General features: G+C 60.8%; 22 protein-coding genes. 11 read left to right on the forward strand and 11 right to left on the reverse strand.

The window, feature by feature from the left end:
- The 3 genes from OHD62_RS18955 to OHD62_RS18965 all read left to right on the forward strand — a co-directional run bounded on the left by OHD62_RS18955 (position 1) and on the right by OHD62_RS18965 (position 2,787).
- Complete coding sequence (locus OHD62_RS18955) at positions 1–828, forward strand: DUF2066 domain-containing protein (protein WP_263784795.1); 828 nt, start codon at positions 1–3, stop codon at positions 826–828.
- A 73-nt stretch (positions 829–901) separates the two neighbouring features.
- Complete coding sequence (gene hemB / locus OHD62_RS18960) at positions 902–1,933, forward strand: porphobilinogen synthase (protein ID WP_263784797.1); 1,032 nt, start codon at positions 902–904, stop codon at positions 1,931–1,933.
- A gap of 209 nt (positions 1,934–2,142) precedes the next feature.
- Positions 2,143–2,787 carry a dihydrofolate reductase family protein gene (locus OHD62_RS18965; protein WP_263784798.1) on the forward strand — a complete coding sequence of 215 codons (645 nt, stop codon included), beginning with the start codon at positions 2,143–2,145 and terminating at the stop codon, positions 2,785–2,787.
- 52 nt (positions 2,788–2,839) lie between these two features.
- Here the strand turns inward: OHD62_RS18965 and ppk2 are convergent, their stop codons facing one another.
- A complete protein-coding gene (gene ppk2, locus OHD62_RS18970) occupies positions 2,840–3,760 on the reverse strand; it encodes a polyphosphate kinase 2 (RefSeq protein WP_263784802.1) in 921 nt (306 codons plus the stop codon).
- 268 nt (positions 3,761–4,028) lie between these two features.
- On the opposite strand from ppk2, the gene OHD62_RS18975 reads away from it, so the two are divergent.
- Entirely contained in the window at positions 4,029–5,066 is a 1,038-nt protein-coding gene (locus OHD62_RS18975) for an aldo/keto reductase (RefSeq protein ID WP_263784804.1), read from the forward strand.
- A gap of 43 nt (positions 5,067–5,109) precedes the next feature.
- Here OHD62_RS18975 and OHD62_RS18980 read toward each other — a convergent pair whose 3' ends face one another.
- On the reverse strand, positions 5,110–6,081 hold the full coding sequence (locus tag OHD62_RS18980; protein WP_263784806.1) for a glycosyl transferase family 90: 972 nt from the start codon (positions 6,079–6,081) through the stop codon (positions 5,110–5,112).
- 208 nt (positions 6,082–6,289) lie between these two features.
- On the opposite strand from OHD62_RS18980, the gene OHD62_RS18985 reads away from it, so the two are divergent.
- On the forward strand, positions 6,290–7,282 hold the full coding sequence (locus OHD62_RS18985; protein WP_263784808.1) for a glycosyltransferase family 8 protein: 993 nt from the start codon (positions 6,290–6,292) through the stop codon (positions 7,280–7,282).
- Between the two features lie 72 nt (positions 7,283–7,354).
- Here the strand turns inward: OHD62_RS18985 and OHD62_RS18990 are convergent, their stop codons facing one another.
- From OHD62_RS18990 to OHD62_RS19005, 4 genes are all read right to left on the reverse strand, one after another.
- Complete coding sequence (locus tag OHD62_RS18990; protein WP_263784810.1) at positions 7,355–8,014, reverse strand: TylF/MycF family methyltransferase; 660 nt, start codon at positions 8,012–8,014, stop codon at positions 7,355–7,357.
- Positions 8,015–8,352: 338 nt separating this feature from the next.
- The gene (locus tag OHD62_RS18995; RefSeq protein ID WP_263784812.1) at positions 8,353–9,006 is read right to left on the reverse strand and encodes a class I SAM-dependent methyltransferase; all 654 of its coding nucleotides are present in this window, start codon (positions 9,004–9,006) and stop codon (positions 8,353–8,355) included.
- 326 nt (positions 9,007–9,332) lie between these two features.
- Positions 9,333–10,166: a polysaccharide pyruvyl transferase family protein gene (locus tag OHD62_RS19000; protein WP_263784814.1), complete on the reverse strand. Its 834-nt coding sequence runs from the start codon at positions 10,164–10,166 to the stop codon at positions 9,333–9,335.
- 92 nt (positions 10,167–10,258) lie between these two features.
- Positions 10,259–10,408, reverse strand: coding sequence for a hypothetical protein (locus tag OHD62_RS19005; RefSeq protein ID WP_263784816.1), 150 nt, complete (start codon positions 10,406–10,408; stop codon positions 10,259–10,261).
- A gap of 202 nt (positions 10,409–10,610) precedes the next feature.
- On the opposite strand from OHD62_RS19005, the gene OHD62_RS19010 reads away from it, so the two are divergent.
- Complete coding sequence (locus tag OHD62_RS19010; RefSeq protein WP_263784817.1) at positions 10,611–10,769, forward strand: hypothetical protein; 159 nt, start codon at positions 10,611–10,613, stop codon at positions 10,767–10,769.
- 55 nt (positions 10,770–10,824) lie between these two features.
- Here the strand turns inward: OHD62_RS19010 and OHD62_RS19015 are convergent, their stop codons facing one another.
- Both OHD62_RS19015 and OHD62_RS19020 read right to left on the reverse strand, forming a co-directional pair.
- Positions 10,825–11,085 (reverse strand): DUF982 domain-containing protein, encoded by a 261-nt coding sequence (locus tag OHD62_RS19015; RefSeq protein WP_318528647.1) that lies wholly within the window; start codon positions 11,083–11,085, stop codon positions 10,825–10,827.
- 104 nt (positions 11,086–11,189) lie between these two features.
- Positions 11,190–11,855, reverse strand: coding sequence for a GntR family transcriptional regulator (locus OHD62_RS19020; protein ID WP_263784820.1), 666 nt, complete (start codon positions 11,853–11,855; stop codon positions 11,190–11,192).
- Between the two features lie 115 nt (positions 11,856–11,970).
- Here OHD62_RS19020 and OHD62_RS19025 point away from each other — a divergent pair, with 115 nt between their 5' ends.
- The 3 genes from OHD62_RS19025 to OHD62_RS19035 all read left to right on the forward strand — a co-directional run bounded on the left by OHD62_RS19025 (position 11,971) and on the right by OHD62_RS19035 (position 14,115).
- Positions 11,971–13,224, forward strand: coding sequence for a multidrug efflux MFS transporter (locus OHD62_RS19025; RefSeq protein ID WP_263784822.1), 1,254 nt, complete (start codon positions 11,971–11,973; stop codon positions 13,222–13,224).
- A gap of 61 nt (positions 13,225–13,285) precedes the next feature.
- Positions 13,286–13,666: a YkvA family protein gene (locus OHD62_RS19030; RefSeq protein ID WP_263784824.1), complete on the forward strand. Its 381-nt coding sequence runs from the start codon at positions 13,286–13,288 to the stop codon at positions 13,664–13,666.
- 74 nt (positions 13,667–13,740) lie between these two features.
- Positions 13,741–14,115: a DUF423 domain-containing protein gene (locus tag OHD62_RS19035; RefSeq protein ID WP_263784827.1), complete on the forward strand. Its 375-nt coding sequence runs from the start codon at positions 13,741–13,743 to the stop codon at positions 14,113–14,115.
- Between the two features lie 27 nt (positions 14,116–14,142).
- Here the strand turns inward: OHD62_RS19035 and OHD62_RS19040 are convergent, their stop codons facing one another.
- Positions 14,143–14,289, reverse strand: coding sequence for a hypothetical protein (locus tag OHD62_RS19040; RefSeq protein WP_263784830.1), 147 nt, complete (start codon positions 14,287–14,289; stop codon positions 14,143–14,145).
- Between the two features lie 350 nt (positions 14,290–14,639).
- On the opposite strand from OHD62_RS19040, the gene OHD62_RS19045 reads away from it, so the two are divergent.
- Positions 14,640–15,716, forward strand: coding sequence for a LacI family DNA-binding transcriptional regulator (locus OHD62_RS19045; protein ID WP_263784831.1), 1,077 nt, complete (start codon positions 14,640–14,642; stop codon positions 15,714–15,716).
- Positions 15,717–15,740: 24 nt separating this feature from the next.
- Here the strand turns inward: OHD62_RS19045 and OHD62_RS19050 are convergent, their stop codons facing one another.
- Entirely contained in the window at positions 15,741–16,943 is a 1,203-nt protein-coding gene (locus tag OHD62_RS19050) for an OpgC family protein (RefSeq protein ID WP_263784833.1), read from the reverse strand.
- A 202-nt stretch (positions 16,944–17,145) separates the two neighbouring features.
- On the opposite strand from OHD62_RS19050, the gene OHD62_RS19055 reads away from it, so the two are divergent.
- Complete coding sequence (locus OHD62_RS19055; protein WP_263784835.1) at positions 17,146–17,817, forward strand: alpha/beta hydrolase; 672 nt, start codon at positions 17,146–17,148, stop codon at positions 17,815–17,817.
- A 12-nt stretch (positions 17,818–17,829) separates the two neighbouring features.
- Here the strand turns inward: OHD62_RS19055 and sthA are convergent, their stop codons facing one another.
- Positions 17,830–19,218 (reverse strand): Si-specific NAD(P)(+) transhydrogenase, encoded by a 1,389-nt coding sequence (sthA, locus tag OHD62_RS19060; protein ID WP_263786800.1) that lies wholly within the window; start codon positions 19,216–19,218, stop codon positions 17,830–17,832.
- Between the last annotated feature and the right edge of the window lie 63 nt (positions 19,219–19,281).

The following is a 19,281-nucleotide window of genomic DNA, read 5'->3' on the forward strand; positions in this document are numbered from 1 at the left end:
ATGCCCTGGTTTTCGCGCCTTGCGCTCATGGCGATCGTCCTGACGGCGGGCTTTTTGACGGTGCGTTCCGCAATCACTGCAACAGTCGACGAACTCTACCAGTCGCAAACCATCGTCAACGGTCAGGGTGAGAAAAACCGCCAAGCCGGCTTCAAGCGCTGTCTCGACGCCGTTCTGGTCCGAGTTTCCGGCGATCAGCGCCTGCCAGCGAAACCTGCTATGTCGGCACTGCGCGACAAGGCCGGCAGCTTCGTCACCAGCTTCCGCTATCGCGACCGCATGGAAGGCATTCCCAACCATGACGATCAAGGGACGTACGACCGGCCCCACAATCTTTATTGCCAGTACAGGCCAGCGGTGATCGACCCGGTGCTGGCTTCGCTCGACAGCAGGCCATGGCTGGCCGAGAGGCCGCGGCTGGCGGTGTTTTTAGCGACCGAGCGCGGCGCAAGGCATTTCACGCTCGATGCCGAAGGCGAACGCGGTGAGCTGATGCGTGAATCGTTGGACAATGCCGCCGGGCCACTTGCCATGCAAGTGGCCCTTCCCAAGGCGGCGGCGCTGTCGCAGGCCGGGCTGGTCGACAAGACGTTGCGCGATGCCGGGATGGCGATGCTAGACGCGACCGCAAGAAAGGTCGGCGCCGACCAGGCACTGGCCGGCAGCCTCGTCTGGAGCGACAAGGAGCTGGGCTGGATCGCCGACTGGCGGCTTGCCATGGCCGGCAAGACCTACAAATGGCAAGTGCGCGGCGTCAGTTTCGACGAGGCGTTCCGCGTCGCCATGCGCGGCGCCGCGCAGGTGCTGTCCGGCAATGGGCAGCCGTAGGCTGGCACAAACGTGTCGCATTGGTCAGCAGCATAGGCTCGTGGTAAAAGCTGCCCGATCCGGAGTATAGGCGATGAACAAATTCACCCCCGCAAAGGCTGCCGGCGCGCGCAGCGTCGACGAGATCACCGGCAGCCGACGTCTGCGGCGCATGCGCAAGGCCGACTGGTCGCGCCGCCTCGTCCAGGAGAACCGGCTCACGGTCGACGATCTGATCTGGCCGATCTTCGTCGTCGACGGCAGACAAGTGCGCGAGCCGATCGCAGCCATGCCCGGCGTCTTTCGCCTGTCGCTCGATCTCGCCGTGAAGGAAGCCGAACGCGCGGCGAAGCTCGGCATTCCGGCGATCGCCACCTTCCCCAATGTCGAGCTTTCGCTCCGCGACCAGACCGGCTCGCACATCCTCGACCCGGAAAACATCATCAACCGCGCCACCCGCGCCATCAAGGACGCGGTGCCGGAGATCGGCATCATCACCGATGCCGCGCTCGACCCCTTCACCAGCCATGGCCATGACGGGATCTTGCGCCACGGCATCATCGTCAATGACGAGACGGTGGAACAGGTAACGGCGGCGGCCGTCATCCAGGCGGCGGCGGGCGCCGACATCATCGCGCCTTCCGACATGATGGACGGCCGCATCGGTGCCATCCGCGACGCACTCGACGCCAATGGCTTTTCCGACGTGGCGATCATGTCCTACGCAACGAAGTTCGCCTCCGCCTTCTACGGCCCATACCGCGAGGCGGTCGGTACCGCCGGCCTGCTCAAGGGCGACAAGAAGACCTACTACATCGACCACGCCAATTCCGACGAAGCGGTGCGCGAGGCCGAGCAGGATCTCGCCGAAGGCGCCGACATGCTGATGGTCAAGCCCGGCCTGCCCTATCTCGACATCATCCGGCGGCTGAAGGACGAGTTCCGGGTACCGACCTTCGCCTACCAGGTGTCGGGCGAGTATTCGATGATCAAGGCCGCCGGCGCCAATGGCTGGATCGATGGCGAAAAGGCGATGCTGGAATCGCTTCTCGCCTTCAAGCGTGCCGGTTGCGACGGCATTCTCACCTATTTCGCGCCCGAGGTGGCGGCGATGCTGAAGGGGTAATTCCTATCCGGATGTTCGGCCGCGACCAGTAGCGCCGGCGATCCCCTTCACCACTCAGAACAATTTCCGGCTTTGCGCCCGGTGAACAAGCGCGGAGGTCGCTCGACCTCTTGCTCTGCTTGCCATGCCCGAAAAATACCGCTTGCAATTCGCAATCAGTTTGCTACAACGAAACTGCTTGCAAATTACAACTGGTTTAGGAGGCAATCGTGTCCAAGCTGCGTGTCAATGCTTTCACCCTGTCGATCGACGGTTTCGGCGCCGGTCCCGACCAGGACCTGAAGAACCCGCTGGGTGTGGGTGGGGAAGCCCTGCACAAATGGATGATCGGCACCCGCACCTTTCGCAACATGGTCGGCAAGGATGGCGGGACCACGGACACGGACGAGGCATTCACGGCGCGCAGCTTCGACAATGTCGGGGCATGGATCCTGGGCCGCAACATGTTCGGGCCGATCCGCGGCGAATGGCCGGATGACAACTGGAAAGGCTGGTGGGGCGACAACCCGCCCTATCACGTGCCGGTCTTCGTGCTCACCCATCACAAGCGGGACCCCATCGTCATGAAGGGTGGCACGACCTTTCATTTCGTCACCGACGGCATCCACTCGGCGCTGGAACAGGCGAAGGCAGCGGCCGGCGGCAAGGATGTACGCGTCGGCGGCGGCGTCGCCACGATCCGGCAATACCTCCAGGAAAAGCTCATCGACGAGATGCATCTGGCGATCTCGCCGATGCTGCTCGGCTCCGGAGAGAACCTTTTTGCCGGCATCGACATGGTCAAGCTCGGCTACCGCTGCAGCGAACAGGTGGCCACGGCGAATGCCACGCATGTCATCATCGAGCGGGCGTAATCCGTTGAGGGCGCCGTCACCGAAGATGGCGCGCCCTCCCCTCTGCTTTGTCTCAATATTTTTCCGGCACGTAAAGCTCGCGGGGCAGCACCTGGCGTTCGTATTCGGGATTGAAGACACGCTCCGGCAGCGTGATCTCCTCATGCGGGACCTCCTCATAGGGCATCTGCTTGAGAAGATGGTCGATGCAGTTCAGCCGCGCCCGCTTCTTGTCATTGCCCTCGACGATGAACCAGGGAGCTTCCGGGATGTTGGTGCGGGCGAAGGTCTCTTCCTTGGCCTTGGTGTACTGTTCCCAGCGCACACGCGACTGCAGGTCCATCGGTGATAGCTTCCACTGCTTCATCGGATCATGGATGCGCATCAGGAAGCGCATCTGCTGCTCCTCGTCGGTGATCGAGAACCAGTATTTGACCAGTGTCACCCCGGAACGGACGAGCATGCGTTCGAAATCCGGCACGTCGCGGAAAAACTCCTCGACCTGATCCGGCTGGGCAAAGCCCATCACCCGCTCAACGCCGGAGCGGTTGTACCAGGAACGATCGAACAGCACGATCTCGCCGCCGGCCGGCAGATGCGGAACATAGCGCTGGAAATACCATTGCGACTTCTCGCGCTCGGTCGGCGCCGGAAGTGCTACGACGCGGCAGATGCGCGGATTGAGCCGCTGGGTGATGCGCTTGATAACGCCGCCCTTGCCGGCCGAGTCGCGGCCCTCGAAAATCACCACCAGCTTCTTCTTGTGGTAGGCCACCCAGGACTGCAATTTGATCAATTCGGATTGCAGCGTGATCAGGTCGCGAAAATATTGCTGGCGCTCGATCGATGGTGGATGCGAGTTCTTGTAGATTTTTGCGATCTCCAGCGACAGCGCCGGTTCCGACATTTCGAGCTCATAGTCTTCATCGAGCGTGTCGGCGAGTTCCGCTTCCAGCCAATCCTTGGCCGCAGAATTCTGTCTTGTCTCGGTCATTTTGCGCTGCTCCGCGTGCAAGCCTGCCGGCTTTTGTCCGACGCCCCTAGTCCCAGCCTGCCGACTGCTGATGGGACACCTTGAGCCGACTTCAATATAGACCGGCAATGACGGTTTTATTGCAGAGGGCCAGTGCGCCGATCGCCACCAGATATTAACGGTCAGTGCGCGCGGAGGGCGACAAGCCGCGCGAGTTGTCCTACAAATGCACGTCTCATACCCGGCGCTATGCCAGGCGCCCTCTTCAACGCCATTGCGAGGACCTGACATGGAATACCGCACCCTCGGCCGTTCCGGGCTGAAAGTTTCGACACTGACCATGGGCACCATGACCTTCGGCGGCGGCGGCGCCTTCGCCGCCGTGGGCAAGACCGATCTCAAAGAAGCGAGCCGGATGATCGATATGTGCATCGATGCCGGCATCAACGTTATCGATACCGCCAACGTGTATTCGAACGGGCTTTCGGAAGAGATCATCGGCGAAGCACTTGGCGGCAAGCGCAAGAATGACGTGCTGATCGCCTCCAAGGCGCGCATGCGGATCGGCAACGGCCCCAACGATGAGGGCCTGTCGCGCTACCATCTGATCCGCGAGTGCGAAAGGAGCCTGAAGCGCCTTCGCACCGATGTCATCGACATCTATTTCCTGCATGAATGGGACGGCACGACGCCGCTCGAGGAAACCATCGCCGCGATGGACACGCTCGTAACCCAGGGCAAGGTCCGCTATGCCGGCTGCTCCAACTACTCCGGCTGGCAGGTGATGAAGGCGCTCGGCATCAGCGACCGCCATAACCAGCAACGCTTCATCACCCAGCAGATCCACTACACTCTGGAAGCGCGCGAAGCCGAATATGAACTGCTGCCGATTTCGGTCGACCAGGGGCTCGGCGTGCTGGTCTGGAGCCCGCTCGCCGGTGGATTGCTGTCCGGCAAATACAATCGTGACAGCCCCACAGCCCGCCAGCTCAGCGGCTGGTCGGAACCGCCGATCCGCGACGAGGACCGGCTATGGCGGATCGTCGACGTGCTTGCCTATATCGGCAAGAACCACGGCGTGTCCGCGGCGCAGGTGGCGCTTGCCTGGCTGCTAGGCCGGCCAGCCGTCAGTTCGCTGGTGATCGGCGGACGGACCGAAGCGCAGTTCAAGGACAATATCGCCGCCGCAAGCCTGGTGCTCACCGATGACGACCGCAAACGGCTCGACGCGGTCAGCCGCCCTCCCGTGCTCTACCCCTACTGGCATCAGCAGCAGACGGCAAAGGACCGGTTCGGTCCGGCCGATCTGGTTCTCGACCGGGAATAGTGCCCGACAAGGTCCAATCCCCTTGGGTTCAATCCCGCTGGCGCTATGCCGAAATGTAGCGCCAGACCTCGGCGTCGGGTTCGACCTGGCCGCTGAGAACGAAATATTTGTAGAGCACGAGCAGGCAGATCGCCTGCTCGGTCGGTTCATCGGCAAATTTTCGGCAATAGGCATTGGCCGCGACAACGATGCGCTCAGCCTCGGCAGGGTGCCGTTCGAGATATTGCACCCGTTCAGCGAGATCCGAAAAATCCGGGGCGAGCGGCACGTAGTGAAGATCAGCTACCAGTTCGCTTTCGGCGAACCATGTCTCGTATGTTGGCGGCGGCATCAGACACAGCGAATTCGAGCTCATGATCCATTTGAGGTTGGTCGCGACGTCGTTGCCTTCGAGCGAAATGATGTAGCGATAGCGCCGCTGCTGATCGATGCTCAGATAGGGCTTGCGATACTCGACAGCCGCCGTCCTTTTGGGCGTGCCGACGTCGCAGAACGGCAAGTCGCGGGCGACCTCCAGAAGCAAGGTGCGTATCGGATTGTTGAGATCGCCGCGCCAGACCGCGGCCGGAAGCTTGTCGGCGAACGCAATATCGTCGGCGGGCATGTGGAAATGACGGAACTTGTTGAGCTTGAACAGAACGCCGTTCTTGTTGTCGCCGGCGATCGGCCGATCCTTCACGATCGAAGGCATTTTCGGCACTTCGATGACGTCGCCGAATTCGAGGTCGACGAGCAGGCCGGGATCGAAGTAGCGGGTAAACTCCTTCAAATCGTAATAATACATGCTCCGGTCGGTCGGCAGCCGGCTGACCGGCACGGCATCGGGGCTCGGCGCGAAAGCGTCCTGCAGCCGGTTATAATAGTTCAGGCGTTCGCGCACCGAGCCGTCCGAAAGCCTGGCCTGGTCGAGCAGTCCGGCAAGCCGGCGACGAAACAGTGCCTGCGGAGCGATGTCGCGCATGGCATTGCGCGCATAGTAGAACAGCTTCTGTGCGTTTCTTTGAAGCGTGGCCATCGGTCACTTGGAAGAAAAGTCGTCTTGTTATTTGGTACCTGGTTTCTCTCCTACATCATTGTGCCAGCCATCTTGCAACCCGGAACCGCGTGAAACCCGCATCACAGGCCCATCCATCAGGGAATTTCGCACGTGTTATGCCCCAACGCTATTGCATCTGCACATACTGGCCGGATAGAGGTCTGACTGCTCCTGGGGCGTTCACAATATGTCGCAAAATCCGTGTTTCTTTTTCGCTGCCGATCAAAACTATTTCCCATACGCGTGCTTAGCCGCGCGCCGTGTGTTGGATGTATCCGGCCCTATCAAGGGCTTTATCCTTCAGATTGGTGTCAGCACAGAAGACCTAGAGGTCGGTGACCGCGTACTAGGGTCCGCGGTCAGTATCCTTGACGTGTCGAAGTTCATGGAAGCGACGAATTTTGATCCGGGCCATCTGACCTTGGCGACCTATATCAGACTGTTCGCAGACCAGTTGGCTGAATTCAAGCCTTATGATCATGTTGTCTATGCCGACAGCGACGTCCTTTTTAATCGATCGATAGTCGACCTCGCCCACACACAACTGCAGGCGCCATTATTGGCCGCTCATGATGAGCAATGCTATTTCGACACGAAGTATCGCCGACGCCTGCCGATGAAGCCCGGCGCGCCGAAATTCAATGCGGGCGTGCTGGTGTTCAACATGCCCATGGTGCGGCGAGAGGGGCTATTGCAGAGGACTCGAGAACTCGCCTCGCAGCGCATCGATAATATGGACCAAGGTGCACTCAATGTCGCTTTTGAAGACAGATGGCAAACGATGCACCCCTACTGGAACGTCATGACGAATTTCACCAGCCAAGTACGATTCGACAAGGCATTTGCACGGCATTTCACGCGTGGCAAGCCCTGGTCGAACCGCCCGATCGGTGTCGAGTTGGAAGCGTTGGCCATCTATCGCCATCTCGCAAAGGACACGCCTTGGGCTGGTCATTTTGCCCGGCAGGCGCGGTTCGTTCTCAAACGGTTTACTAGAAAGCTTGATGCCATAACAGGTTTCCTCGTCAACGACGAGAAACGCCGCCGAAGATCCCTGTTCGACGCTGAACAGGTCAGCGCGGTTTTTGCCGAGCATGCGGATCGGTTGATGATGGCCGTGCGATATCCCGAGCGTGTCTCGGGAATTGAAAGTAAAAAAACGACAATCTCTCCCCGTTAGCCTTCAAACACCGTCAATGAACACGGGCTTCAGCGGGTCGCGCAACGCCGAGCACGGAAGTGACGGTGCGACTTATGATCGCTGGACCACCGCATGGGGGAGCGTTCGTATGAGACGGCAGTCAGAACGGCCTGCAAGGAATTGATCGGTCGCTATCCGGCATCCGCCGTAGTCGTTGTAATCGTCAAGGATCATGAGCCCGCCTGGGCTCAGCACCTCTAGTGTCCGCTCAAGGCAGAACTTGACCGGATCGTGCCAATCGCAATCGAGATGGGCCAACGCTATCCTGCTTTTCGGATGAAAGTGCACCGTGTCTTCAAACAGGCCTTTGTGAAAGACGATCCTTTCGCCATCGACCGGGACGCCAAAGTCCATGAAGCTGGCACTCACCTTGTCGAACAGATCGCCTTGATACCCGTAATACGTGTCACCGCCAATGCCCTTGGACCGTCCCGATCGGATGGTCTCGTAACGGGCCTTGGATTTTTCGTCGTCCTGTTCGGTTGGGCTCGGAATCATGCCAAACACATCGTAGCCATGGAAATGACGGTCACCGTCGAGCTCGGACGCGATGTAGATGGCCGAGCCACCGAGTGCGATACCATATTCGATGAAGTCGCCGGGGACCTTTTCACGCCTTACCTGCCTGATCGCATCGCGGAGGCTGACAAACTTTGCGTCCGAAAGATACGTCAGCCGAGCGCGCTGCACCGAACGGGCGACTGCCGGCACTCTAAGCCCGTTCGCATTCTTCAATAAGCGTCGAGTCAATTCTGACAGCATCGTGTGAGGCTAAACAGCAGCCTAAAGATTTACAAGGTGCAATGAAGACCGCCCTAAGTGAATACTTGTTTTGCTCCCAGAAGTATCCTGCTCCTCATGGTCGTGCGACGGATTTCTACCTTATCACCAGGCCAGCCGCGGAGGCTCGGTAGCTGCCTCCTCGCCGCTCACCCCATGTGCTCACACCCTGGCTGCGTCGATCGCGCAATGAGATGGATCACGTCCTCAGCGTCCGCACTCATCCTCATTTGCGCTCGCCGCGTTCAGGTAAAACTAAATACCGGCCGCTATTTCAACATCCTGCCGATGGCATTACGCCTTTTGCGCACGGATCGGGCGGTCTTTGCCATAAATTTCTTGATTCCGCGCTCGGTAAAAAGGAAATCGGTAATCGGTCGGTCATTGATCCATTGAACACCGCCACCAGCCGACAGCGTGGCACTGACGAAGATCGTGTCCCCGCGCGCTGCCACGATGTCGACGTGTGAGAGAGCAAAATTGATGTGTGATAGGAGGGCGTCGCCGGTCGCGAAATTGTTATGTATTTTCATGCCGGCGCGTCGCCACTTCGCCGGATTAAGAAAGTATGTGAAGATCACTTGACGGTCCGGCGCATGCGCGGCAAGTGCCCGGAAAAATCCGGCTAGATCATTGATATATTCGAGCGATCCCGCGCAAACGACAACATTGAAAGGCACGTTTGGTAGCCTGAACTCCTTGTTGAAGTCTACGACAAAGGTTCCAGGAAGATCATCGACGCAATCGACCGGGATATACGTACAGGCGGGGGAAATGAACTTCTTCAGTTTCTGATCGCCCGCACCTATGTCGAGAACGGTGTCTGTCGCTCGGATTAGCTTTGCGATGATACCTGCCCTGAATTCCCAATTGGGCTGTGTCCCGACTGCTACGCTGCGCCATTCGTCAATGTCTGTTTGCATCTTTCGCCCCTTAGCCTGCATCGCGTGAACATAGCCCCTAGTTCCACGTCAGAGGCCGGGTACGAAATATACAACTCGCCGTTAGCAGATCAAAAAATCGAAATGGACGATCGCGGCAACAACGCCCTGGTCAGGGGCTATCTGCAATCTAGCTGACTGCAAAGCGCCAGCCTTCATAAATCGCCTGAGCGACATATTTGGCACAATCCGGCCGATACGAGCCGCGCCGAGGCGAACAAGAAGATGGTGCTCGACAGGACCGAGGCTGCCCGCCTTCGCAACAAAGCCGTTCAGACGCCAAGCTTGCCATAAAGCTTCGCGAACAGCTAAAGCGACGTCGGAGCTTTCACCTTCACGCCATGGGCTTCTAAACGTGCGTGAAGGTCACTGGCGATGCGCTTTTTCACGTCATCGAATGCCGGCTGGCGTGCGGGTAAGCTCTCGATGCGCGTGCGCGGGAACCACTTTGTTCGAACCGACGGGATACCGATCAGGTCGATGATCGCAGTCCGGCCGTCGCGACGACCGGTGTAAACGACCGGGATGCCCATCGCTGCGCAAGGCATAGCGCTGTGAATGCGGCTAGTGACGACTAAGCCCGCATTGAGGCGGTAGAAGTCGAGCAGGTTCTTTGCCGCCTCAAATTTGACTTCGCTCGCTATCGGAAACGGCAAAATGTGCCCGATCTGGCTAGCCCGCTTGCGCTCCGACCGTGCGAAGTGGCCCCGTTTCTGATCCACTAGGATTACCTTCGGCTCGGCAGGTTCCTTCTTTCGGGCCGGAAATGTCATCGTCGCGCAGCCGCTCACATAGGTATCGACACCCCATGACTTGATAACGTCGGCCGTCGCTTGATCACGGCATCCGATCGGCGCAAAGCGCGCGAAATATGCCTTATGCTTTTCGAACACGGACGCCGCCTTCGGGGTCAGATGAAAGCCGAAGAAGATCGGCGTGATCGCTGGTGCAGGTGGCCAGTTCTGCGGCTCATGCGTGAACCAGCCGTTCATGACGACGACGCACGGCTCGCCATCATATCGATGCAAGAAGTCACGGTCGACCAAGCTGTATTCCTGATCGATGTGCTGCGCGACAGCGAGCGTCTGTATATTGTCTCCGATGTTGTTGGTGTTAGGGTAATTCAGCAGTGCGATATTCATTCTCTGTTCTCAAGCCCCGAGGCATAATGAATCCCGCGGTCCCGTTACGCCTGATGAATGCAGAGATCAACATCAATTGCCACGCCCGGAGTTTAAGACGCGCGAACCGAGCCGTCCGAAAGCCTGGCCTGATCGAGCAGTCCGGCAAGCCTGCGGCGGAACAAAGCCTGCGTGGCGATGTCGCGTATGGCATTGCGCGCGTAGTAGAACAGCTTCTGTGCGTTTCTTTGAAGCGTGGCCATCGGTCACTTGATTCAAAATAGTCTGGCGGCTGTCAGCGTCTGTACCCCGGTCTTTCCTACACCATTGTGCCAGCCATCTTGCAAGCCCCCGCACGGCCTGGAACCAAACTGCCCGCAAACTATGCAGCCGATCGCCCCTTGCGGTGTTGTGTTTGTGACCCAATGCTCCTAGGCAGGGTCCAGCATAGTGAAAGGAAACAATATGGCGCGAGCACCGAATTACGGTCAGGAACGCAAGGAGCGCGACCGGCAGAAGGCCGCCAAGAAGGCGGAGAAGCAGGCTGCCAAGGTGGCGGCCAAGGAACGGTCGAAGCCCGAGGACGAGGCCAACTCCGAAACCCAAACGGAAACGGCAGAGTAAAACATCATCCAGCCCGTGCGGTGGGCTGGATTGCACCCAGGCCTCCGCCGTGCCTTCAGGCCGGCGTTTTGTCGCTGACGAAGACGTTCACTTCGCGCGCCGCTGCGATGAAAGCGCGCCTTGCGTTCATCGCCGGCTTGTCGCCGGCCAGCGCATCATGGCAGGCCTGTAGCGCTTCGCGATGCTTGGGACTGCGCTTGCCGGGCCAGTTGTTCAGGAGGTAGTCGGAAGCCTCCCGAGCCGTGCGCAGGAGCTGGTTGGTCCCATCCGTGGCCGACTTGACAGTCACGGGTGTTTCAAATCGGTTGTTTTCCATCGCCGCTCTTACGCCATCGCTGCTCGCGAAGCGAGGGCGAAAGTGTGCTCCACGTTCGCGCACCGGCTTTTGCGCGACGACACCGCGCCCTATGCCTGGCGAGATCAAGCGGCAACGACTGCAAATCCCCTGGCGCGCAGGCCGCGCCGGTCATTGTGCAGCGACGTCACTAGCCGGTCGCGGCTGCCGACGATGTGCGCCGAAAGCCGGCTTGCCGCCTCATCGGCATCGCCGGCCCGCACCGCCGCCAGAATGGCATGGTGCTCGGCCCAGGCACGGCTGAGTGCCGCCTCGTCGCGAACCTCCAGCCAGCGGGCGCGCGACAGCCGGATCATCGCATCACGGACCGCCCTGAACAGGAACTCGTTGCCGGACAGGCGCGCCAGCTCAATGTGGAAATCCATGCCGACGCGGTGCCATTCCTCGCGCGGGGTGCTGGCGCTACAGGAGTCGAGCATCGCTTCGATGACATCGACGCCGCTTCTGTCGCCCTGCGCGCAGGTCAGCCTGAGCGCGGCGACTTCAACCGCCTCGCGGTAGACCGCGATCTGCTCGAGCTCGGCGAGATTGATGGGCGAGACCGTCCAGCCGCGCCCGTCGCGGCAGATCAGGCCTTCGGTTTCGAGCCGCAGCAGTGCTGCCCTGACCGGCGTGCGCGAGGCGCCGAACCGGCTTTCGATCCAGCGTTCGGTCAGCCGTTCGCCCGGACCGATCTCGAGGCCGAGGATCATCTCGCGTAGCTGCTTTTCGACACTCTGCATCTGCGACATCGTGGTCCATTCCTGGCGGCCGCATTGACAGCGGCTGGGTTGAAGTGCATGACGGATACCGACTTGGTATCCCAAATTGGTATCCGTAACAAGCCCGATGGCGGGCAGGACAGACATGGCGCAGGGCAATACGGAACACGGCACCTACAACATTCATTGGCGGCGCAATCTTGCGGTGTGCTTTGCCGGTTCGTTCAGCACGCTCATCGCGATGACCCTGCTGTTGCCCTTCCTGCCGCTCTATGTCGAACAGCTCGGCGCCGAGGGCCACGCAGCGATCGTGCAGTGGTCCGGCATCGCCTATGGCGCTACCTTCTTTGCCGCCGCGCTGGTGGCGCCGCTCTGGGGACGGCTGGGCGACCGCTATGGCCGCAAGCTGATGCTGGTGCGGGCGAGTTTCGGCATGGCGATTTGCATGTCGCTGACCGGCATGGTGCAGAGTGTGTGGCAACTGGTGCTGCTGCGCCTGCTGATCGGTTTCGCCGGCGGCTATTCCTCCGGCTCGACCATTCTCGTCGCCATGCAGACGCCGAAGGACCGTTCAGGCTGGGCGCTCGGCGTGCTGTCGGCCGGCATCACCGCCGGCGCACTCGTCGGTCCCCTGCTCGGCGGCGCGCTGCCGCCGGTGATCGGCATCCGCGCCACGTTCCTCCTCGCCGGCAGCGTTATCTTCCTGGCGTTCCTGGCGACGACCTTCCTCATCAAGGAGAACCCTCGCCCGGCAGTCGACAAGACAGCATCGACCGAGAAGCCGAAGGGCGGCTGGGCGCAAATTCCCGACAAGCGGCCCGTCGTCGCCATGCTGGCGACCGGCATGCTGTTGAGTTTCGCCACCATGTCGATCGAGCCGATCATCACGGTCTATGTCCAGCAGCTCATCGAGGATCAAAGCCGGGTCACGCTGATCTCCGGCGTCGTCATGTCGGCGGCGGCACTCGGTGCCATACTGTCGGCCTCGCGGCTCGGCAAGCTCGCCGACCGCATCGGCCACTGGAATGTCATTGTCGCAGCACTTGCCGTCTCGGCGCTGCTCTTGATCCCGCAGGCCTTCGTCACACAGGGCTGGCAGCTCATCGGCCTGCGTTTCCTGATGGGCCTGGCGCTTGGCGGCCTCCTGCCCTGCATCACCAGCGTCATCCGCCACAATGTTCCGGACGGTGTCGGCGGCAATGTGCTTGGCCTGTCTATCTCGGCGCAATATGTCGGGCAGGTCGCCGGGCCGCTGCTCGGCGGCTTCGTCGGCGGTCATTTCGGCATGCGCGCGGTGTTTCTCGGCACATCCGTGCTGATGGCGGGCGGAGCTGCATATAACTGGCTGGTCCAGTCACGCCGCGCACGCGACATGCTGGTGGAAGCCGGTAAATCCTGACGCGGTTCCGCAGTTCCGGTTTAAATTGTCGGCCGCCGCCTTTTGCGGATAAAGCCGTTAGATGAACAGCAAGCTGAGAGACTGGGCACGCACGATCAAGCGAGACGTGCATGCTGTTTACCTTGCCGCCGACGATCCTCGCACGCCTTGGTACGCAAAGGCGCTGGCGCTATTGGTTGCCGGATACGCACTGTCGCCCATAGACCTGATTCCCGACTTCATACCGCTGCTGGGATATCTCGATGACGCGATAATCGTGCCGCTCGGCATTCTGGCCGTGGTGAAAATGATCCCGCCGGAGGTCATGGCAGAACATCGAGCCGCCGCCGCGCTTGCAGCTGAGCGGCCGGTGAGCAAAACCGCCGCCGTGGTGATCGCCAGCGTCTGGGGCGCATCGGTCGCACTGGCTGCGTGGCTCGGCTATCGCTACTTCATCGGCTGAACTTCAAATCGAGACAGTATCCACGTCTCACAAAACCATACTTGTCGTTTGGCAATTCACGGAGGCACCCCAGGATGAACACGACCGAACACCCAGCAAGCGGCATAGGCCGCATCCTTGTTTTGGCCGGCGGCCTGTGCGGTGCGGCTGGAGTGGCGCTGTCGGCCGCTGCGGCGCATCTGGGTGGCACCTTCGTTGGCACGGCCGCGTCCTTCCTCATGATGCACGCGCCGGTTTTCCTGGCCGTCGGACTGCTTGGTGCAAACCGGATCCTGCGAACCGGAAGCCTCGTTCTTCTCGTCGGGCTTGTCTTGTTCTGCGGCGACCTTCTCGCCCGGGACTTCATTGGCTCGCGGCTTTTCCCGATGTCGGCGCCGATCGGCGGCACGTTGCTCATCGGCGGCTGGCTGGTGCTTGCCGCCTCGGCACTGGTGCGCCCGCGCGCCTGAGGCGGCAAGTCCGCCAAGGGGCGCGGCTCAATCCTGCTGGCGCTCGGGCCGGACAAGCAGTTCGCGATTGCGCGCGGCCTTGGTCAAGCGCAGGCGCTCCGGCCGGCGGGAGGCCGGCGAGATGCCCCAATAGTTGCGGTAGATGTCCTCGAACAGATAGCTGACGGGATGCATGGCTTGGTCTCCTCTTGAACTTATCAAGAAATTGAATCGATCCAATCGACAGGCACAAAAAACCTCTGCCGATCAGCTCCGCTTGCGCTCCACGAGGAAGCGTGGATCGCGGACCCAAGGACTGGTTCCGCCTCGGCGTTTCTGGGTCACCGCGTTCGACCTGATGCTCCAGTCATTGCGGTAGATGTCTTCAAACAGATAATTTACGGGATGCATCGCACCCTCCTCGGTCCAACATGAACATCGGAAACACTTGGATCGATTCAAAAATAGCTCATGACCAGCCAAAGTCAAGCAAAAATTTGAATCGATCCAACAAAAGTGCTAGCTGGAGTCCGGAGGCAAGCAAAATGGTACGCATCGTAGGCAATACAAGACCTGTCCGGCTGGCCGACATCGCCAAAGCCGCCGGTGTTTCGCACGGCACCGCTTCCAACGTCTTCAGCCGTCCCGAGATCGTGCGCGAGGAAGTGCGCGAGCGGGTCAAGGCGGCAGCGGAAGCGATGGGCTATGCCGGCCCCGACCCCAAGGGCCGACTGCTGCGCGCCGGCAAGGTCAACGCGATCGGTGTCGCCACGACAGAGCCCCTGTCCTATTTCTTCGACGATCCCTTTGCCCGCGTGATGATGTCTGGCATCTCCGAGGCATGCGACGCCACAGGTGCTGGCATCGCTCTCGTTTCGGCCGGCAATGAGGAGAAACTGGCCTGGAACATCCAGAGCGCGCTGGTCGACGGCTTCATCCTGTTCTGCATCGAGGGTGGCTCGCGCCTCGTCGAACTGACACTCGAACGCAAGCTCCCCTTCGTCGCGCTTGAACTCGGCTTCGAAGACGACAGGGTTTCGGCGATCGGCGTCGACAATGTCGCCGGCGCCCGCTTGGCGGCGCGCCATCTGGCGGAGCTTGGGCATCGCCGCTTCGCCGTGCTATCGCTGCAATTCGCCGATGACAGAACCGGTCTTGTTTCGCGCGAACAGATCGAGGCTGCGGTTTACACCGGAACGCGCGACCGCCTTGTCGGCTATTTCGAGACGCTTTCCGGCTTCGGCATCGATACCGCCAAGGTGCCGGTCTACGAGACCGAAAACGACGAAGCCAGCACCAAGGCTGGCCTCGAAACGATTTTCGCCTTGCCAGAACCGCCAACGGCCATCCTGGCGATGTCGGACCGGATTGCCATGATCGCGATCGAATGGTTGGCCGCGCGTGGCATCGCGGTGCCCCGCGATGTCTCCATCGTCGGCTTCGACGGCGTGCCCGACGCCGCGCTTTGCGAGCCTCCGCTCACCACGGTTGCCCAGCCGATCGCCGAGATCGGCCGCAGGGCGGCGCGACGGATCCTCGATTTCGACGGCGCGGTGCGGCGCGAAACGCTCGACGTCGAACTTGTCGTCAGGGCCTCTTCCGGGCCACCGCCGGCCGCCTGACTCCGGCAGATCATCCGCTACGCCTTATCGATTGGCGCTTGTCGCCATCGCCCCCACACCAAAGGACGTACGCACCGGCGATGTCTCGTTGCGGACCGGCTTGCTCTTGCTGGACCACCCAATACCCGACAGCCATTCGAGATAGTAGGCGAGCGCGAACTGCATGGCGATGCCGGCTGATATCAACAAACTGTCGTAGGCAAAGCCACCAGGATTGATCAGCTTCATCACCTGCGCCGCCATGGCGATCACCGTGCCGGCGATGAAAACCGGCAATGATCGCTTGCCCAATATGGCGAGCGGGTGGTCACGGCTCGTACGGAACAGGTTCGAGACGGACGGAATGGCCACGACCAGATAGCTCACGGCCAGGATGTGCAGCAGTCTCGGCAGCGACAGGAACGTCTTGTCGAAGCCGGTCAGTACCACCGGAAGATCCAGCCACGATACGTGCCCCCAGAGCGGGCTGTGCACCCAGACCAGCGCCCCGGCGACATAGGTCGCCGCCGCGCTTACCAGCCAGCGATTGACCGGAATGGTGCCGCCGCGCCTGACATGCAGCATGGCCGCCACGCCGATGTTGAAAAGGAACTGCCACGACAGCGGATTGAGGAACCAGAAGCCAGGCTCCGGATAGTTCGGTGGAGCGATCTGGTAGATCCCGGCAACCAGCCACAGAGTTCCGGATACGGCAAGCGTCGCCAAGGGCCTGCTGCTGATGAACAGCAGGAAGACTGGCGTCACCAAAAGCAGCACCGCATAGACCGGCAAGATGTTGTTGTAGCCGAGCTGATGGCCGAGCGTGACAATGCCGACCAGCACTTCCGGCGTGTTCTTCATCAGCGGCTCGATGTTGATCATCGCCAGAATGTCCGGCCGCTTCGAGAACACCGCCGCCGCACAGAAGATGGCCATCACCACCATCGTCGTGACGATGTGGGCGGTATAGAGTACGCCTGCGCGCCGCCACAGTTTGAGCGTCGCGAGCAGCCGGCTTCCGGGCTGGAATTTTGTGCCATAGGCGAGAGCGACCGACATGCCGGAGATCAGCACGAAGGCCTCCGCGGCATCCGAGAATCCGAAATTCTTGTAGGTCAGGTACTCGTAAGCGGTGCCCGGCACGTGGTCGACATATATGGTCAGGAGAGCGAGAGCCCGGAACACGTCTATGCGTGTATCGCGTTCCGGGATACGCGTCCCGCGAACGGGCGAAACTGGCAGGGTCATCGATAAAAGGCCTCAAAGCTGTTTGTTCATGCCCGGCAATGCGACCATGTCGGCGCACCGCTCGATTCCTCCCGAGGGATCAATACCAGTGAAAAACGGATTGAAATGCGCCCGGTTCGATCAACTTTATAGGAGGTCGAAAATATTCCGTTTTGAAGCCGGCAAATTAAGAAAAATCGCATGAAATCAAAAGGATGCAACTATGGTGGAAAAACCTCCGGAAGATGGCTTTTTGCGGCGCGATCTGGCGTTTTCCTATCGCCTGTACAAGCCGGCAAAGCCAAATAGCGAATGCCTTTTCCTGCTGCATGGATCGGGTGTCGACGAGACGACGCTGGTGGCGCTGGGGCGTCAGATCGCACCGCGCGCCGTGCTGGTGGCGGTGCGTGGCCGCATCGCCCAGGAGGACGGTTTCCGCTGGTTTACACGGATCACGCCGACGCGCTTCGAACAGACCAGCATCCGCAGTGAGGCAGACGCGTTCGCGGACTTCGTCGTCGAGGCCACGAAGCGTCATGGCCTCGATCTCTCCCGCACGATTTTCCTTGGTTATTCGAACGGCGCCAATCTGGTTTCGAGCGTGATGCTGCTGCATCCGCACCTCATCGAAAAGGCAGCGTTGCTGCGCCCGATGCCGGTGCTCGACGATTTGCTGCCTGCGGACCTGTCCAAAGCGCGCGTGCTGATCATCGCCGGCGCCGCCGACCTGACCTACGCGCCCTTTGCACCGGCTCTGGTCAGTCTGCTCAGCCAGCATGGCGCCGAGGTCGACGCCCGGATTGTCCCCTCAGGCCACGAATTCGGCGATCGCGACGCGGCGATCGTCAGGCAATGGCTGTCGGAACAGGCGGCCATCGTCGCACAGGCAAATTGACGAGCTACCGCCCTAGCCTCGCCCCATGCGATTCCACGCATCCAGGCCGGCGATCTTGTAGGCTTCGGCCAGCGTCGGATAGTTGAAGGTGTTGTTGACGAAGAAGTCGACGGTGCCGCCGAGATTGATCACCGCCTGGCCGATATGGATCAGTTCGGTGGCGCCTTCGCCGACGATGTGGGCGCCGAGCAGCCGGCGCGTTTCGACCGAAAATAGCAGCTTTAGGAAGCCGGTGTTGACGCCCATGATGTGGCCGCGCGAGGTCTCGCGAAAACGCGCCACGCCGACCTCGTAGGCAGCACCACTCTCGCGCACCTGCTCCTCGGACTGGCCGACGGTGGAGATTTCCGGCACGGCGTAGATGCCGTAGGGAAAAGTTTCCGGCGGTGGCGGCAGCGGCACGCCGAAGGCGTGGCAGGCAGCCACCCTGCCCTGCTCCATCGATGTGGAGGCAAGGCTCGGAAAGCCGATGACGTCGCCGGTCGCATAGATGTTGGGCGCACTGGTCTGGAAGGTATTCGGGTCAACCTTGATGCGCCCTCTGGAGTCAGCCTCGATGCCGACCACGTCGAGGCCAAGGCTGCCGAGATTACCGCTGCGGCCGGCGGCATAAAGCACGATCTCGGAGCGGATGGTGCGGCCGTCGGCAAGCGTCACCTCGGCATAGTCGGGTTTGGAGGCGATTTCCTTGACCGTGCTGCCCAAACGGATCGTCATGCCACGGTCGCGCATCTGATGGATGAAATCGTCGACGATTTCGCGGTCGACGAAATCGAGGATGGTGTTGCGCGGCTCGACAAGCGTCACCGGCACGTCGAGCGCCGAAAAGATGGTCGCATATTCGACACCGATGACGCCGGCGCCAATCACCGTCAGCGTGCGCGGCAATCGGCCGAGTTCAAGCATCTCGTCGCTGTCGAAGATACGGGTCTGGTCGAACGGCACATCGCGCGGCCGGTGTGGCCTCGTGCCGACCGCGATCAGCGCATTGGCGAAACCAACCTCGCTATAGTCGCCATTGTCGGTGGTCAGGCTGATCTTGTTGGCACCGACGAATTTTGCCGTAGCGCGCACGCTCTTGACCGCATTGCGCATGAACTGGTGCTGCAGCACCTCGACCTCGTGGTCGAGCGTCTTGTGCAGGCGCTCGACCAGATCGCCGATGGAAATGTCCTGCTTGACCCGGTAGCCGCGACCGTAGAAGCCGCGCTCGCGCCAGCCGGAGAGGTTCAGCACGGTCTCGCGCAGCGTCTTAGAGGGAATGGTGCCGGTATGCACGGAAACACCGCCGAGGCGCCGGCCCCTGTCAACCACCAGAACCGATTTGCCTAGCTTGGCCGATTGCACCGCGGCGCGACGCCCGGAAGGGCCGCTGCCGATGACCAGCATGTCGTAGTCCATATCGCCCCATCCCCTCGGCGTCTTGTTGCGCCGCAGCAAGCTAACGCCATCCACGCCGTGAAT

This window comes from Mesorhizobium sp. YC-39, from assembly GCF_025753795.1.
Classification (GTDB): domain Bacteria; phylum Pseudomonadota; class Alphaproteobacteria; order Rhizobiales; family Rhizobiaceae; genus Mesorhizobium.